This is a genomic window from Paenibacillus athensensis, from assembly GCF_004514475.2.
GTDB lineage: Bacteria > Bacillota > Bacilli > Paenibacillales > NBRC-103111 > Paenibacillus_AL > Paenibacillus_AL athensensis.
Genome location: NZ_MYFO02000004.1, coordinates 308,082 through 325,095, shown reverse-complemented (window position 1 = coordinate 325,095; position 17,014 = coordinate 308,082). Strand labels below are relative to the sequence as shown.

General features: G+C 56.3%; 16 protein-coding genes. 2 read left to right on the top strand and 14 right to left on the bottom strand.

What is annotated here, in order from left to right; all coding sequences use genetic code 11:
- Positions 1-52: 52 nt before the first annotated feature.
- The 3 genes from B5M42_RS09650 to B5M42_RS09640 all read right to left on the bottom strand — a co-directional run bounded on the left by B5M42_RS09650 (position 53) and on the right by B5M42_RS09640 (position 3,889).
- Positions 53-865 carry a Cof-type HAD-IIB family hydrolase gene (locus B5M42_RS09650; protein WP_134749574.1) on the bottom strand — a complete coding sequence of 271 codons (813 nt, stop codon included), beginning with the start codon at positions 863-865 and terminating at the stop codon, positions 53-55.
- Between the two features lie 716 nt (positions 866-1,581).
- A complete protein-coding gene (locus B5M42_RS09645) occupies positions 1,582-2,334 on the bottom strand; it encodes a pseudouridine synthase (protein WP_134749572.1) in 753 nt (250 codons plus the stop codon).
- 4 nt (positions 2,335-2,338) lie between these two features.
- A complete protein-coding gene (locus B5M42_RS09640) occupies positions 2,339-3,889 on the bottom strand; it encodes an RsmB/NOP family class I SAM-dependent RNA methyltransferase (RefSeq protein WP_134749570.1) in 1,551 nt (516 codons plus the stop codon).
- Positions 3,890-4,043: 154 nt separating this feature from the next.
- Between B5M42_RS09640 and B5M42_RS09635 the strand changes: the two genes are divergently transcribed.
- Positions 4,044-4,553: a thioredoxin family protein gene (locus B5M42_RS09635; RefSeq protein ID WP_134749656.1), complete on the top strand. Its 510-nt coding sequence runs from the start codon at positions 4,044-4,046 to the stop codon at positions 4,551-4,553.
- 690 nt (positions 4,554-5,243) lie between these two features.
- On the opposite strand, the gene B5M42_RS09630 is transcribed toward B5M42_RS09635, so the two are convergent.
- The 11 genes from B5M42_RS09630 to B5M42_RS09580 all read right to left on the bottom strand — a co-directional run bounded on the left by B5M42_RS09630 (position 5,244) and on the right by B5M42_RS09580 (position 16,426).
- The gene (locus B5M42_RS09630; protein WP_134749568.1) at positions 5,244-6,029 is read right to left on the bottom strand and encodes an ABC transporter permease; all 786 of its coding nucleotides are present in this window, start codon (positions 6,027-6,029) and stop codon (positions 5,244-5,246) included.
- A 122-nt stretch (positions 6,030-6,151) separates the two neighbouring features.
- The gene (locus B5M42_RS09625; RefSeq protein ID WP_134749566.1) at positions 6,152-6,970 is read right to left on the bottom strand and encodes an ABC transporter permease; all 819 of its coding nucleotides are present in this window, start codon (positions 6,968-6,970) and stop codon (positions 6,152-6,154) included.
- On the bottom strand, positions 6,967-7,977 hold the full coding sequence (locus B5M42_RS09620; protein ID WP_134749564.1) for an ABC transporter ATP-binding protein: 1,011 nt from the start codon (positions 7,975-7,977) through the stop codon (positions 6,967-6,969). Before B5M42_RS09620 ends, B5M42_RS09625 begins: the two co-directional genes overlap by 4 nt.
- 2 nt (positions 7,978-7,979) lie before the next feature.
- Complete coding sequence (locus B5M42_RS09615) at positions 7,980-8,396, bottom strand: DUF309 domain-containing protein (protein ID WP_134749562.1); 417 nt, start codon at positions 8,394-8,396, stop codon at positions 7,980-7,982.
- Between the two features lie 2 nt (positions 8,397-8,398).
- Positions 8,399-9,202: a GTP pyrophosphokinase gene (locus B5M42_RS09610; protein ID WP_134749560.1), complete on the bottom strand. Its 804-nt coding sequence runs from the start codon at positions 9,200-9,202 to the stop codon at positions 8,399-8,401.
- A gap of 35 nt (positions 9,203-9,237) precedes the next feature.
- Positions 9,238-10,335 (bottom strand): quinone-dependent dihydroorotate dehydrogenase, encoded by a 1,098-nt coding sequence (locus B5M42_RS09605; protein WP_134749558.1) that lies wholly within the window; start codon positions 10,333-10,335, stop codon positions 9,238-9,240.
- A gap of 160 nt (positions 10,336-10,495) precedes the next feature.
- The gene (locus tag B5M42_RS09600; protein WP_134749556.1) at positions 10,496-11,329 is read right to left on the bottom strand and encodes a PRD domain-containing protein; all 834 of its coding nucleotides are present in this window, start codon (positions 11,327-11,329) and stop codon (positions 10,496-10,498) included.
- Positions 11,330-11,412: 83 nt separating this feature from the next.
- On the bottom strand, positions 11,413-12,867 hold the full coding sequence (locus tag B5M42_RS09595) for a PTS transporter subunit EIIC (protein ID WP_329959283.1): 1,455 nt from the start codon (positions 12,865-12,867) through the stop codon (positions 11,413-11,415).
- Positions 12,868-13,011: 144 nt separating this feature from the next.
- Positions 13,012-13,851: a carbohydrate ABC transporter permease gene (locus tag B5M42_RS09590; RefSeq protein ID WP_134749554.1), complete on the bottom strand. Its 840-nt coding sequence runs from the start codon at positions 13,849-13,851 to the stop codon at positions 13,012-13,014.
- A gap of 40 nt (positions 13,852-13,891) precedes the next feature.
- Positions 13,892-14,797: a carbohydrate ABC transporter permease gene (locus B5M42_RS09585; RefSeq protein WP_134749552.1), complete on the bottom strand. Its 906-nt coding sequence runs from the start codon at positions 14,795-14,797 to the stop codon at positions 13,892-13,894.
- A 273-nt stretch (positions 14,798-15,070) separates the two neighbouring features.
- On the bottom strand, positions 15,071-16,426 hold the full coding sequence (locus B5M42_RS09580) for an ABC transporter substrate-binding protein (protein WP_134749550.1): 1,356 nt from the start codon (positions 16,424-16,426) through the stop codon (positions 15,071-15,073).
- 371 nt (positions 16,427-16,797) lie between these two features.
- Between B5M42_RS09580 and B5M42_RS09575 the strand changes: the two genes are divergently transcribed.
- The gene (locus B5M42_RS09575; protein WP_167689593.1) at positions 16,798-16,935 is read left to right on the top strand and encodes a hypothetical protein; all 138 of its coding nucleotides are present in this window, start codon (positions 16,798-16,800) and stop codon (positions 16,933-16,935) included.
- The last annotated feature ends 79 nt before the right edge of the window (positions 16,936-17,014 follow it).

Sequence of the window (17,014 nt, the reverse complement as noted above, 5' to 3'; positions counted from 1 at the left end):
CACAGGCCAGATAGCCGAAGATATACAAAAACGAGAAAATCCGGCGGTTAGCTCAGACATTTTCCTCCAGCACGTAGCGTTGAATCGCTTCATGCACGCCTTCGTCATTGTTCGAGGAGACAACGGCTGCAGCGGCTGCCTTGACCTCGTCCGGCGAATTGGCAACCGCAATGCCCAGCCCGGCAAATGTCAGCATGTCGATATCGTTATAATAATTGCCAATCGCAAGAACATGCTCGCGCCCGATGCTCCAGGAGGCCGCCAGCTCGCGCAGCGCATTGCCCTTGCTCGCCGCCGGATTCATGATGTCGATGAAAAAATCGCCGCTGCGCAGCATGCGCAAGGAGCCGTACAGCTTCAGCTCGTCCCATTCCCGCTGCACGCGATCCAGCGCTTCGGCAGGACCGGAAAGCGTCATTTTGACCAACGGCATTTGCAGATCGATCACATCGGCAACCCGCTTGGGATTGACGCCGTATTGAATATACATTTGCTTGGCCCGCTCGTCCAGCCGTTCGATATACATATTGTAAGACGTGCAGACGTCAAAATGAATGCCTTCCCGTCTGGCGTACTCGACAAGCGGGACGATTTCATTCAGTGCAAACGTGTATTCATGCAGCACGCTTTGCCCCCGCTCGTCCGCATGGACGGTAGCCGAGCCGTTATGCGTAATCATCGTGCCTTCCATCTCCAGCTGCTGCAAGATGGGCAGCGCGTTATCCGGGCCGCGTCCGGTGCAAAGCACGATTTTACAGCCGCGTTCATACGCTTCCCAAATCGTCGCTTTCGTTTGTTCGGTTATCTGGTGCTGATCATTCAACAAGGTGCCGTCGACGTCCAAAGCGATCAGTTGATAGTTCACTGCAGTTCCTCCCAATGGAATCTCCTAATCTATCGATTATTGTAACATAAGTGCGGTCCGCGGACACTAGCGCAATCGCTGGATGGACGCGCTGCCGGCAAGCGGCCAAGCAGGCAGTGCGGCATTGGCAGCCGGCGTTATGTAGTCCACGGACATGGATACACTAGACCAGCGATAATGTCGGACTTGGCCAAAAACGCATGGACGCCCAGGGACAGCGGCGCGGACGGACTCGGCAAAAACCGCAAGGACGCTCAGGGATAGCGGCGCGGACGGACTCGGCGAAAACCGCGTGGACGCCCAGGGACAGCGGCGCGGACGGACTCGGCGAAAACCGCATGGACGCTCAGGGACAGCGGCGCGGACGGATTCCGCAAAAACCGCAAGGATGCTCAGGGACAGCGGCGTGGACGGATTCCGCAAAAAACGCATGGACGCTCAGGAACAGCGGCGCGGACGGATTCCGCAAAAACCGCAAGGATGCTCAGGGACAGCGGCGTGGCCGGATTCCGCAAAAAACGCATGGACGCTCAGGAACAGCGGCGCGGACGGATTCCGCAAAAACCGCAAGGATGCTCAGGGACAGCGGCGTGGCCGGATTCCGCAAGAAACGCATGGACGCTCAGGAACAGCGGCGCGGACGGACTCGGCAAAAACCGCCCGCTCGCACCGCTCACGTCGGCCGTTTTCGGGCGGTTTACCTTCCGCACAACCCTTTATTGATCCTCGTGTGCCTGCTGCAGCGCCAGCAGCTCACCAGCTGTCAACTCCCTCGATTGGCCGAGCGCCAGAGCCGGGTCGAGCTCCAGCGGTCCCATCGACAAACGCTTGAGGTACACGACTTTTTTGCCGACCGCTTCGAACATGCGCTTAACCTGATGAAACTTGCCTTCCATAATGGTCAGCTCAATCTCCGAAATCGCCCCGCCTTCGGCTTGCTCGCGCACCTCCAGCACGCGCAGCTGGGCCGGCAGCGTGGCGTAGCCGTCATCCAGCGTCACCCCTTCGGCAAACGCCAGCCGGTCCGCTTCCCCGACCGCGCCGGCAACGCGAGCCCAATATGTCTTGGGCACGTGCTTCCGCGGAGAAAGCAGATTGTGCGCCAGCTTGCCGTCATTGGTCAGCAGCAGCAGCCCCTCCGTGTCCTTGTCCAGACGCCCGACGGGAAACACCGCAAACGGCCGATACTCGTCCGGCAGCAAATCCACGACCGTCCGGTCGCGATTGTCCTCTGTCGCCGACACGACGCCGGGCGGCTTGTTGAGCATCACATAGACAAATTCCCGGTAACGCACCTCTTGGCCATTCACCGCAATGCGGTCGGCTTCCGGGTTGACCTGCATGCCGCTGTCCTTGACGGCGATGCCGTTGACGGTAATCGCGCCGCTTTTCGCCAGTTGCTTGAGCTGGGAGCGGGTGCCGATGCCGATATGAACGAGCAGTTTGTCGAGACGTTGTGTCATTTTCATCCGTTCAGGTCCACCTCCAGCCTGCAGGATATTCGTTTTTGAATAATCCGTCCTGCCATTTGCCCCAACCGACGGGAAAACCATCGATCCCGACGAGGCAATAGCCTTTGACGGTCACATCCGCGCGGTCGCGCACGATCTCGTCCTCCGCGACCTCCAGCGTTTCGCCCTTCAAATAACGAAGGGCGCGGCCGTCGGCGCTCGCCAGCGGCAGCACGCGCGCCGCTTCCTCCATGCGCAGGCCCATCGCCAGCGCATGCGAAGGCTCGAATCGGCCCCGGCGCAGCGTGCCGATGTACCAGCCCGGGCGCACGACCTTCAGTCCGTGCAGCCCGGGCAAGCCCTCCGGCGACACGTACACGTGGTCGCCGTAGCACACGAGCCGCCCGCCGGCGAGCTCGGCGCAGCTGCTGCCCCGCAGCAGCTCGCGCTCGAACGCCGCCAGCGGCTCAAGGCCCGCGCCCGGCCCCGCAGGGCCGCCGCCGCGCGGGCGCTCTGCGCGCAGCCCGGCCTTGCGGCCGCTGCGCGTGCGTTCCGCCGCTCCCCCGCCCCCGATCCGCATCGCGGGGGGAGCGGCGTCAGCCTCGGGCGGCGCGGACGGCACGCCGCCCTGCCGCTGCAGCACGGCGGCAAAATGCCCCTCGCCCCGCAGGCGATGGGGCCACAGCCGCGCCGTGCCTGCTACAGCGGCGGCAGCGCGCGCCGAGAACGCGCCGCCGCCGGTCCAGGGCGCCCGCAGCCAGTCCGGGCGCCCCGGCGCAAACCCTGCGCCGCCGGTCGGCACGACGTCAAAATCGTCGTGTTTGTCGAGAAAGGCGGCAATTTGCGCCTCGTTCTCTTCCGGCGAGAACGTGCAGGTCGAATACACGAGCTTACCGCCCGGCGCCAGCATCGCCGCCGCCTGCTCCAGCAGCTCGCGCTGCATTCCGGCGCACACCGCCACCGAATGGCGCTCCCACTGCGCCATCATCTCTTCTTCCTTGCGAAACATCCCTTCGCCCGAGCAAGGCGCGTCGATCACAATCCGGTCAAAATACCCCGCAAACGCCCCCAGCATCCGCTCCGGCTTTTCATTAAGCACCACGGCATTGCGCACGCCAAACAGCTCCAGATTTTTCACCAGCGCCTTGACCCGCTCCGCATGATTGTCATTGACGACGAGCACGCCCCGCCCCCGCAGCTTGGCGGCAATTTGCGTCGACTTGCCGCCCGGCGCAGCGCACAAATCCAGCACGCGATCGCCCGGCCGCACATCCAGCAGCTCGCCGGGCGTCATCGCGCTTGGCTCCTGAATATAGTAAAGCCCCGCATGATAGTACGGATGCTTGCCGGGGCGCTCGCCTTCCTCGTAATAAAAACCGTCGGCTGCCCAAGGCACCGGCGTCAGCGCAAAAGGCAGCCGCGCCGCCAGCTCGTCGCGCCCGATTTTCAACGTATTCGCCCGCAATCCGTAAGCGCGCGGCTCGTCGTAGGAAGCAGCCAGCTGCGCATACTCCTCCTCGCCAAGCAAATCCTTCATTTTGTCCACAAAGCCCGCAGGCAGCTTGCCGCTCATGATCCATCGTTCCTTTTCTTCGGGGAGCCCCTAATCTATCGGTATTATAGCCGACTTGTCACCAAACAGCCAATATTTTTCAGCCTCCGGCAGCAGGATTTGCTAATCTTTATATAGAAAGTATAGGAAAGTACGTAAATCAAAGAGGTGTATGATGAAAAAGCTGCTCATTTATCTAGGCATCGTAGTTATTTTATTCGGGGGCTTGTACCTGGTCAACAGACAGTCCAACAAATCCGCCGACGCCGACTATCCGTACAATCCTTACGGCGTTTCGGTCAACAAGCTTAATCCCGAAACCGTCAAGCAACTGAACGACCCGAACTACCAGAACGTTATCCTGCCGGACGATCTCGACAAGCGCCTGGCGAACAAAGAAAGCTTCTTCCAGTACTTTTACTCGTCCACTTGCCCGCACTGTAAGCTGACCACGCCGGTGCTTGTGCCGATTGAAAAAGAAATGGGCGTCAACGTCACGCAATTCAACCTGCAAGAGTTCCCCGACGCTTGGCAAAAATACAAAATTCAATACACGCCAACCCTCATCTACTATAAAGACGGCGTAGAAGTGGAAAGAATCGAAGGCGGCCTGCCGGAGCCTGGCGCCGAAGGCGGCAATCCACCGGAGAAATACAAAGCATTTTTCACCAAATACAAAGGCTGATCGCCAACACAAAAAGCAATGGGAACGCAATCGCCCATTGCTTTTTTATTCACCCGCATGCTGCGGCATCCATTTAAATGCGACTTGCTCGCTCTTGCTATGCTCTCGCTCCCTGCTCTCGCTCTTGCTATGCTCTCGCTCCCTGCTCTCGCTCCTGCTCTCGCCCCCGCTCCTGCTCTCGCCCTCGCTCCCGCTCTCGCCCTCGCTTCTGCTCTCGCCCTCGCTCCTGCTCTCGCCTTCGCTCCTGCTCTCGCTCTCGCACTTGCTCCTACTCTCGCCCCAGCTCTCGCTTTTGCTTCCTGCGCCTTGCTCTAGCTTCTGCTCTTCACACCATCCATACCCGGCAAAACGTCTCCTCCAGGTGGACTCTTGTCTTTTCAAAAGAAGACACCACCCCTAATAGACCCGCCTCAAGCAAAAAATCAATATATAGAATCTACATTGAAAAAAATTCTATATCTAGTACTACAACGCAAGCAAACTTCCGGTAACACAGGTAGCCCTCGTGTCCACTATTTAAAAGACAAATTCTCATTTTTGTCCTCTACCACAGGACATCTCCTCAGCATCTCCTTCCCGCCGCCCGCAACAGTCCCCATCCCCGCAGCCTCAACAACATTACCTGCTTTATCTGCTTTATCTGCTTTATCTGCTTTATCTGCTTTATCTGCTTTATCTGCTCTAACTGCTCTAACTGCTCGCGCTCGTATACGATCGCAGCGCAAACTTCCACAGCAGCCGCGCCAGCACAAAGGATGCCAGTGCGATGCCCACGCTAAGTGCAGCCTGCCACGGACCAAGCCGTCCGACGACTGCTGCCGCGGGAAACGTTGTAATGAAGGCGATCGGGAACACATACGTCAGAGCCAGCCGCAGCAATCCCTTGTAAACCGACACCGGAAACCGCGCCGTTTCGAAAAACGAACCGAACAAATACGATAAATTATCGACTTTGACCGCCCAGAACGAGAAAATCATCATTCCCATCCAAAACGAATACACCACAACCAGCGAAGCCGCGAAGACGACAGCAAACATCAGCCCCATCTCCACCGACGGCCACGCGCCCAGCTTCCACAACGCAAAGCCGACCAGCCCCAGTCCCAACGCGACATCGGCCAGCCGCCAAAACACCAAATGCCGGAAGCTGATATAAAACTGGCTGTCCACCGGCTTCGTCAAGACGAAATCGAGCGTCCCCTTGCGGATATGCCCGACCAGACGCGACATATTCGGCTGTAGAAAAAACTCGATAAAGCCGTGTATCGCATTAAACACGCCCAGCAGCACCAGCACCTCGTAATAGCTCCAGCCGCCTATCTGCTGCGTGCGGTAAAAATACACCTGCACCGTAAGCAGCGCCATCGCCAGCCCGAACAGCGTCGTCAGCAAATTGGCCGCGAAATTGGCGCGATATTCAAATTCCTCGACCAGACAAGCGCGAAAAAATTCGCGAAACAGCCGCGCGTATTTCATAGCCGCACCTCTTTTTTTTGCAAATTGCCTCTATCGGATACACCTGCACACAGTCTTACACGCTCACTCTTACACGCTCACGATCTCCCTCTTCCTCACCCAACGCACATGCTCGCCGGAAACTAGCCGCCAACGGCTCCATATCGTTTGACGCCCTGTCGCCACTGCCAACGGAACAGCGCATACAGCACAGCGCACCAAAACGCTTGGACGGCGAAGCCAAGCAGCGCCTCCGACGAGCCGGCCGCCAGCTTGCCGGTCATCAGCTCCACGGGAAAGCCTACCGTCCCATAGAAGGGCAGCCATTTGCCCAAATCGTCCACCCAGCCCGGAAACATCGACAGCGGCGCCAGCCGCCCGGCCAAAAACAGATGGACGCCCTCGAACAGCGCATAAATCGCCGTGGCGCGATTCGTCCAAAACGCCAGCATGCCGAATTCGAACCCCAGCAGGAAGCGGATGATCGACGACAGCGCTATCGCCAGCGACGCGCCCGCATAAGCGCCCGGACCGGCGTCCAGCCGCAGCAGCGGGAAGATCCAGGCTAGAATCAGCCAGATCGGAATTAACGTCAGCGCAAAAAACAGCTTGTAAACGAGATTCTGGGCAATGCTCCAATGCGCCGGATGAAACGGCCGCAGCAGCTTGGCGGACATCGAGCCGTCACTGATGCTGGAATCCAGCTCCCAAACATCCCATGTTCGGGTCAATCGCTCTACCAGAAGCACGCCGAGAAAATAAACGATATAATCATGTGCGTCGTAACCGGCCACGCTGCCGCTGCCGCTGATCGACAGCCAGACGGCAAGGCTGACGAGCGGCTGAATGAACGCGCCCAGCATCCAGACAACGGTCTCGCTGCGGTACGCGAGCATGACCGACCATTCCAGCTTCAGCATAACCGCATATTTGCGCCAGAACCCGAGCAAAAGCCGCTTCATGGCGTACCCTCCGTTTCATCGAACCCGGCCCGCCCTTCAAACGCTTGAGCAATGACCGATTCCATCGACGGATCTTCAATCGTCAAATCAAGCACGTTAAAGCGCGTCAGCAGCCGCGCCGACAGTTCCGACACGCGCTCGCGCGGAACATCCAGCTCGACCTTGGTCGACTCGCAGCCGACCAGCTGTCCGTCGCCGCCAAGCGCCTCGCGCAAGCTGTCCGCGTCCACAGGCTGAGCCAGCTTGAGCGCTACCCGCTTGAACGGCGCATACTTGTCGATCAGCCGTGAAATGGCGCCGTCATAAAGCAGCCGCCCCTTACCAATGACCAGTACGCGTTCACACAGCGCCGTTACGTCGGCCATATAATGGCTCGTCAGCAGGATCGTCGCCTTATATTTGCGGTTGTAGTCCTGAATGAACTGCCGCATCACTTCCTGCATGTTCACGTCAAGCCCAATCGTCGGCTCGTCAAGAAACACGATGCGCGGGCGATGCAGCAGCGCAGCCGCCAGCTCGCATTTCATCCGCTCCCCCAGCGACAGCTGGCGCACCGGCTTTCGCAGCACCTCATCCAGCTCCAGCAAGCCGACCAGATCGTCCAGCGTTTCCTTGAACGGTGCATCGGGAATTTCATAGATGACCTTATTGACCAAAAACGTCTCCATCGCCGGTACGTCCCAGATCAGCTGGCTTTTTTGGCCCATGACGAGACTGATGTTCATTTTAAATTGCTTTTTCTGCTCGAATGGCACAAAACCGCCGACGCGGATGTCGCCGGCCGACGGATGAAGCAAGCCGCTGAGCACCTTCATCGTCGTTGTTTTGCCCGCTCCGTTTGGCCCGAGAAAGCCAACAATTTGCCCCTCAGGAATATGGAAGCTTACATCGTCCACGGCCTTGACCGTCCGAAAGCGGCGATTGAACAAGCTTTTCATCGAAGCCATGAAACCGGGGTCGCGCTCATGCACCTGGTAATATTTGCACAGATGATTGACTTCGATCATCGCTAATCCTCCTCATGCTGCGGCGGGTTGCGTTTGACGGCTTCCACCAGCTCCGCCAGCCCTTCATCCAGCACCGCGATATCGAGATCATATGGCGCAAACGGTTCTTCGGCTATTCGCAGCAGCCGCTGCACATACCGATGACTGTCGTCGAGCAGCCGACCCAGATCAATGCCCAGCGCCACCGGCCGATGCGGCTCCAGCTTTTCCAAACCGGCCGTAAATAGCTTGAGCGAACCGCTGACATTGCCGTTTGCATGATGATAAAGGCCTACCGCAATTTGCAGCAGACCTTGGTATAACGGATTGCGCCCTTCCTCCAGCCACAACTCCTCCATGACCTCGTGGCATTCGAAATAATCGCGCGCTTCATTAAAATAGTACAGAAATTCCACATACAAGCGGTCATAGGTCGGCATCTTCAGGACTGGTCTCCTTTTTTCGCCCGGGTAATCGCCGCGTCCAGCTCAGCCGACAGCTCGCCGAGACTCCACACATCCTCATGCTCCCAAATTTCGTTAAAACGGAGCTGAAACTGCGCCGCTTCACGTACCCGATGATAAAAATACAGCTCTTGAATGTTGTTCAGCACCTTATTGACGAGGTTCGAATTGTCCTCGAACAGCTGCTGAGCCTCCATGATTTCCTCGCGAATGCTCGACATCTCCTGATCGAGCACATAAGCCGCTTCGGCTGCGCGACTAAGCCGCACGCGTACATCGTCAGGCAGCGTTTGCTTATATTTATAATTCAATGAATGCTCAATCGTCGCCCAGAAATTCATCGCCAGCGTGCGAATTTGAATTTCCGCCAGCACCCGTTTCATGCCGAGCGCCGTTTGCACCGGATATTCGATAATCATATGGAAGCTGCGGTAGCCGCTCTCTTTTTTATTCGTAATATAGTCCTTTTCGTAGAGCACCTGCATATCCTGGCGGGCGCGAATCAGATCGGCCAACCGCTGGATGTCTTCCACGAATTGGCACATAATGCGAATGCCGGCGATATCTTCGATTCCGGATTCCAACAGATCAACGGAAACGTTCAACCGCTTCGCTTTTTCCAGAATGCTCGATATTTTTTTGACCCTGCCGGTTACAAATTCAACGGGAGAGTACTCCTCGCGGCTTTTCAGCTCGCTGCGCAGCGTTTTAAATTTAACCTTCAATTCTTCTACCGACTGCTCGTAAGGAAGCAGGAACTTTTTCCAGTCGCGTCCATCCATCCGGTTGCCTCCATTTCTGACAAATTCTTATGGGGTCACTTATGATCTGCGCCTATTGCCTGGGAAATATGTGTGTATCCGTCACGTTTCAGCAGCGTTTGCAAGCCCTGATTCAAGCGGGCAAGCAGCGTTGGCCCCTCGTAGATCAAAGCCGTATACACTTCGACGAGGCTTGCACCGGCCCGTATTTTGTCATATGCATCCTGAGCGGAAAAAATACCGCCGGCGCCGACGATCGGCAGCTTGCCTTCCGTCATCGCGTAGACCTTGCCGATCATCTCGGTCGAGCGCTTCGTCAACGGCTTGCCGCTCAAGCCGCCGGCCTGCTCGCGGTTGACATGCGTCAAACCGTCGCGGCTGAGCGTCGTATTCGTAGCGATAATGCCGGACACGCCGCTTTCCTTGATCGTGCCGACAGTCAGCTCCAGCTCCGCATCGCTCAGATCGGGTGCAATTTTCACCAACACCGGCTTGCCGCTGCCGCCATGCCGCTCGCGCTGCAGGTTCATCTCGGTCATGACCGCTTCCAGCAAGCGGTACAAATCGTTGCCATGCTGCAAATTGCGTAAATCCGGCGTATTTGGCGAAGAAATGTTCACAACAAAGAAATCGCCGTATTCGAAGAGTGTCCGAATGCAGGCGCGATAATCCTCTTCGGCCATCTCGTTGGGCGTCGTTTTGTTTTTGCCGATATTGATCGCTACCGGGATGGTATGCGCGCCAACCTTGCTCAAATTGCGCGCCATTTCCTCAGCGCCGACATTGTTGAAGCCCATCCGGTTGATCAGCGCTTCATCCTGCGGCAAGCGGAACAGCCTTGGCAGCTCGTTGCCCGGCTGCGGCTTGGGCGTAATCGTTCCGACTTCCATAAAGCCGAAGCCGATTTGCGAAAAACCGCGCACCGCCTTGGCGTTTTTGTCCAGTCCCGCGGCCAGCCCGATCGGATTCGGGAAATCGATGCCCCACAGCTTGGTCGCCAGCTCCGGCGAACGCTTCACGCCCCAGGCCGCCTTCATCAACTGTGTGGCGCCAGGCACCGCGCTGGCTGCGCTTAGTCCGTCGATAATCAGATGATGTGCCTTCTCCGGGTCCATCCGAAACAGCACCGGCTTACCCAACTTCGAATACAGCATGTCCATACACTCCGTTCTGTCTTGACTCTATCTCTATCAGTCAGTTTAGCCGACTATGTGCATTTATGCAATCGCCAGAACGGGAGCTGCCGCGGGCAAAAAACAAAAATCCCCGCTTCCGGAAGGCTCAGGGATTGAAAATGTTCCGTATTCACGACATTCACGACTCCGCGCGCTGCTGCATACGCTCCAGATGCATCGTCAGATAGCCGGCTTCGTCGTCGGGCACATCCATCTGCAAAGCGTCGGCAATCGTCAGCGCCAGCACCTTTGCTTTGACATACGTTTCGCCGTATTCCTCCTGAATTTTGCCCAGCAGCGAATTTTGCAGCGTTTTGTTCGTCTTGACCCGTTCGATCAAGCTTTTCAAATGACTGATAAAGCGCAGCGTCGAGAAGGAATCGTCAAAGCCGAAGCCAAGCTCCTTGGCCGAATCGATAATCCGGGATACGAGCTTGACGACGGCCAGCGAATCGGAAGCTTGCCCTTTTTTCCGCGCGCCGTTGAAATGCATCGCCAGAAAGGCAACCTCGTCCTCGGGCAGCGTCACGTCAAGATGCTCGTTCAGGTATTCAACCGATTTTTTCGCTGCTTTATACTCCTCCGGATACATGTATTGAATCTCGTAAGCAAACGGATTGGTGATAAAGATCCCGCGCCGCTGCCGCTCTACGGCAAAGTTGATATGATCGACAAGCGAGGCGTGAATCGTTTCCGAGAAATCGCCCTCCAGCATCCCTTGTGCATAAGCGATGACCTCTTCGGTAATCCCGATAATTTTGACATCGACCGCATTTAAAATTTGCTCGTAGTTCCGCAGCACTTCGGACGTATGCAGCAAAAACTCCTGTGTGATGTCGCTTTCCGCAATCGCCATTCCTGGTGTCTTTTTGAATCCGATGCCTTTGCCAAACGCAATCGAATTTTTGCCTGTTGATAGATGCGACATGACCACATTGTGCGATAGCACGTGAATAATCGTTCTTTCAATCATAAGACACCCCCTTGCCCCATTTCCAAAATCATTCCGGCGCTCCCGCCACACGCCGCCTGCCGCGACGGCTGCAGGCTCCACCGTCATCCCTGACCGCTGCCCGGCCTGATTCTCGCCGCTGGCAGCAGCGGCTGCAAATCCTCGCGAATCTGCTCCGATTCCGTGCCGAACACGATATGCACGTTGCCTTGGCCAAGCCGGATGACGCCAATCGCGCCGAGCTGCTTGAGCTCGGAATCGTCGACCAGCTTCTCCTCCTTCACAAGCAGCCGCAGCCGCGTAATGCAGGCGTCGACGCTGACCACGTTGGCTGCACCGCCGATATGGCGCAAAATATGGCCTGTGCGCGACTCCGCCTGCCCGGCGGCCGGCTCGGCCTCGGCTCCCGCTTCCTCTGCCGCTTCGCTTTGCGCAAACAATCGCGCCGGAAAGAAATGCAAATACGTGCGAAATGCCGTGTAATACACGACAAAATAGACCGCGCCGACGACAGGCACCAGCAGCGGGTGCGTCGACAAATTCCAGTTCAGCGCCAAATCGATGAAGCCGGCCGAAAAGCCGAAGCCCACCTTGACGCCAAGCAGGTTCATCACCGTCAAGGACAAGCCGGTAAGGCAGGCATGGACGACGTACAGCAGCGGAGCCACGAACATAAATGCAAATTCAATCGGCTCGGTAATCCCGGTCAGGAAGCTGATCAGCCCGGCGCTTAGCAGTACGGGCACGTACAATTGGCGGCGCGACGCATCCATCCGCTGAATCATCGCCAGCGCCGCTGCCGGCAGCCCGAACATAAACACCGGATAGAAGCCGGTCGTAAACAGTCCGGCCGTTGGATCGCCGGCGAAAAACCGCGCGATGTCGCCATGCACGACCTTGCCCGTAGGCGTGACGAAGTCACCGATCTGGAACCAGGCGATGTTGTTAATAATATGGTGCAGCCCGGTCGGAATCAGCAGCCGGTTCATGACGCCGTAAATGAACACGCCGACGCTGCCGTTATCCACAACCCACAAGCCAACCTCGCTGATGACGCTTTGCACGGGCGGCCAAGCGAAGCCCATGATCCCGCCGAGCAGCACCATCACCAGCGCCGTCAGCAGCGGCACAAACCGCTTGCCGCCAAAAAAGCCGAGCGCCTTGGGCAGCTGCACATGCTGAAACCGGCGAAAAAACACCGCGGCCAGCACGCCGACCAACATGCCGCCGAGCACGCCCATATCGACGCGTTCGGCATTTTGCGTGCCTGCCGGGAAATATTTGAGCACGTTGTCAAAAACCAGATAGCCGACCGTGGCTGCCAAAGCGGCAATGCCTTCGCCCGAGGTCAAGCCGATCGCCAACCCGACGGCAAAAATCAACGGTAAATTGTCAAATACGGCGCTGCCGCCGGCAGCGAATATTTGTGCCAGCCGCACCAGTAGCGGCGACTGAAAATGCATGTTGCCGATCAGCAGCAGCACGGAAGCGGCCGGCAACACAGCAATCGGGATCATCAGGGAACGTCCGACCTTTTGCAGCTGATACATCAATCTCATCTATCCAACCCCCGTCAAGCGCTGTGGTGCCGCAAGCTGCAGCGCCTTCTGATGTCTCTTCTTCCATTATAGTAGAAAGAACACCTTCAAAGAGGGGGAAAATCCTCTTGGCGAAGGTGTTTTTTCTCTCATGACACAGTCCATCTATTTGACGGCGCCTGCGGTAATCCCGCCGGCGATTTGCCGCTGGAAGATGATGTAGATGATCAGCGTTGGCACCATCGTGATGAGCAGCCCCGCGAACAGTGGTCCCCACTCGACGCGGTATTGCATTTCCGCTTGCATCACCGCCAGCCCGATCGGCAGCGTATATTTCTCCGGATCATTCGTCAGCACAACGCCGAGGAAATATTCATTCCAGTTGTTCAGCATGTTCGTAATCAATACGGTGATCAGCCCCGGCTGCGACAGCGGCAGCATAATGCGGAAAAACGTGCCGTAATGCGAGGTGCCGTCCATCACCGCCGCTTCTTCAATTTCCTTGGGCAACGACTTGTAGAAGCCGACGAGCAGGAAAATGCCAAACGGCAGATTCAGCGAAGCGTACACCAGAATCAGACCGATCCGCGTATTGACCATGTGCAGATCGTTGAGCAGAAAAAACAGCGGAATCAGCGCCAGCGCGAACGGAATCATCATCGATGAAATGTACAGGGTGAACAGCAGCTTGCCGCCCCTGAATGCATAGCGGGCCAGCACGTAAGCCGTCATCGCCGACAAAATCATCCCGAGCAGCGTACTGCCCACCGTAACGACGATTGAATTCAGAAAATAGGTGCTGAAGTTGTACTTGCTCCATACATAGCTGAAATTCGACCAGAGCAGCGGCAGCTTGGGCAGCGCCCAAGGCATATTCAGAAAAAATTGCTCGTTATTTTTCAGCGCGTCGAGCAGTGTCCAGATGAGCGGATACAGCACGGCCACGCTCCACAGCAGCAATATGAGCCATACGATCGACCTGGCGACCGGATTTTTGATAGCCATAGCGAGGCTTCTCCCTTCAGTGTCACTTGCCTGACGCGGCTTACTGCATTTCAACCGTCTCTTGGCGCATGATGCGCTGCAACAAAAGCGTCGTCACGAGCGAAACGATCAGAATCAACACCCCGATGGCCGCCCCATAGCCAAAATGGTACTGCTGGAACGCCATGCGGTACAGGTAGGAGCCCATCACCTGCGTCGTATTGTCCGGCTGTCCGCCATTGGTCATCAACTGCACGATCACAAACGAGCCGTTCAGCGTGGTGATGACAATGTTAATGATCGATACCTTGATCTGCTCCCAAATCAGCGGCAGCGTTATGTGGCGGAATTGCGACCACTGCCCCGCCCCGTCTATATTAGCCGCCTCGTAATAGGAAGCGGGAATATTCACGATTGCCGCAATCATCAAAATCATGTAGAAGCCGATCCCCGCCCAAATCGTCGGCGGCAGCAGCATCCAGATCGTATGCTTGGGAAAGCCAAGCCACGTAATATCCACCTTTTCATCGGTAAACAAGGATAAAAACGCATTGAGAAAGCCGATTTGCGGATTGTAGATAAAATTCCACAACACGCCGATAACTACGACGGAAATGACATTGGGGATAAAAAAGATCGCCCGGAAAAAGCCCGAGCCGCGTTGCTTGAAGCGCGTTAACGCTACGGCGAAAAACGTCGCCAGACACATAATGCCGATCACCTTGCCGGCGACCAGAAAATAATCATTGCCGACAGCCCGCCAAACGATCGGGTCCTTCAACATGTCCTTGAAATTGTCCAGGCCGATAAACGTGCTGTTTTCCGACATGCCGGACCAGTCATACAGCGACTTTTGCAGCGCTTGAACCACGGGATACACGGTAAACAAACAAAAGAACACAAAGGTCGGCAGAATGAACGAGGCGATAAACAAGCTTCGTTTCCACCTTTTGGAGCTGGTTGTCATGCCTTTCTCACCGTCGCTTTTACTTGGAATAACCGCGAAAACTGCTGGCGTCGCGCGCATGTTGCCATCCCGCTTGCCCGCCGTACCCGCAGCTTGCAGGTCTGAATCGCAAGCATTTGCCGAGGCTGGGCAGTGCGGACGCGGCATCCCCGCATGGGCGGGAAACACCTCGCGGCCCGCAGCTGCGCCTTGACCCCGGCAGCGAAACGGCATGTGCGGCCAAAGCCCGTCGGGCTTCGCCGCCTGTGCCGATCGCGCCGCTTGCGGCGGATGTTACTTTTTCTGCTTGGCCACCACGTCGCTGACGCGCTTGACCCACTCTTCCGGCGTAATCGTGCCAATGGTGAGCGCCACGGTAGCATCCTGCATCGCCTTGTCGACATCGGCGGCAAACGAAACGTTCGGCACGACGACGGTGTCCGGCGAGGAAAGGAATTTTGCAGCGTCCTTGACGAAGTTCGGCGCGTTCGAAGCGCTGATATCGCCTTTGATGTTCGATGGCGCGCCGCTCAGCTCAGCCCATTGCGAAGCTTGCTTTTTCGAAAAGACGAATTGCATGAACGCTTTGGCCGCTTCCTTGTTTTTTGCCTTTTTGGCAATCGCAAAGGTCGAGGTCGACGTGTTCGCGACTACCTTGCCGCCTTTGTCCTGTGTAATCGACGGAATGAAGCCGAAGTCAAAGCCGTTTGGCACGTCCTTGGCCATCTCGTTCGGCAGCCAGAGGCCGTTCGGAATGAACGCGTCTTTATGCTGAAGGAACAGCGACTGCGAATCGGTGTGGTTGATTTGGACCGATGCCTTGTCGATAAAGCCTTTGTCGCGAAGTTGGACGATTTTGTCCAAGCCTTTGAGGATCGCCGGATTTTTCCAAGCCTCCAGATTGTTCGACGCCATATCCTTGAGCAGATTGTAGTCGTTGTTGTTCGCCGATACAATCGCCGGATACAGCACCGCGCCGTTGATATAATACGGATATTTGCCGGTATGAATGAACGGGTTCACGCCCGCTGCTTTAATCGTTTCGCTGACGTTCAGGAATTCGTCGAAATCCTTAGGCTCGGACCAGCCTTTTTCCTTGAACAGCGCTTTGTCGTAGAAAATGCCCCACGAGCTCATGACGAACGGAATGTTGTAAATTTTGCCGTCAAATTGCTGTGGCTGCTGGGCGAGCAGATCGAGAATTTTTTCGCCGTCGACGTTTTTGGCGTCCTTGATCCAGTCGGTCAAATCCTCCAGCTGGCCGTCGGTAACCATTTGCCGGTCGAACAGCTCCGGGCCGTCGATGTAGACGAAATCGGGCGGATTGCCGCCGATCCAGCGGGGCTTCATTTGCTCGTTGATTTTCGGGCCGGCGCTTTCCTTGATTTTCAAATCCGGGTTGGCTGCCTGGAAGTCGGCGATAACCTGCTTCCACCATTTGTCGCCGTATCCGCCCACGAAATACTGGATTTCAAAATCACCCGTCAGCTTCTGCGCGCCGCCACTGGCTGCCGGCGATGCCGCCGCCGTTGCTGCAGCCGTTGCCGCTGCGTTGGACGTTTCTGCCGGAGCGCTGCCCGAGCCGCAGCCCGCTGCAATCAGCGCAATGGATGCCAGCAGCCCTGCTGCCGACCATGCTTTCATTTTCATGATTTCATCTTCTCCCTTTTTCGTAAAATAATCAGATCTTGCGGTACCGGCAGACTTTGTTAAAAAGTCCGCTACGCTGCGCAGCGTCGATTGGCCGACGGTAGGTCGGCTAAAACCGCAAAAAAACAAAATAAAAAAGGGCATAGTCATAGAAGAATGTTCTCATTCTTCAATAACTAATGCCCTTGCGGTAACATGTTATTTGAAAAAATATACAGTTGTAACTTACACCTTGTGTAATTAAAGATTACAATAAAATGACACGACCGTCAAGCCAAATCTTGCAGATTCGCTCAAAATATTCATATTCTAAGCAGAGACAACTTATGATAAAATAGAGCCATCCACGATCTCAGAAAGAAGGTGATCTAATGTCCAAGCGTAAACCAGCTCCCATTGCCAACCGCCGGGCCAAAGAAGAAATGAACAAGAGAGCGATCATCTGGACGGGGTCCGTGCTGCTCTTTATCGTGATCGCGATGGCGGTCCTGCTGATTTTCGGCAAATAAGCGGAAATCCCGCCAACGGGCTTGATGCCGCAATTTGAATTGTAATCGCTTTCTTTTTCAGTGTCAAGGACTCTTTCAC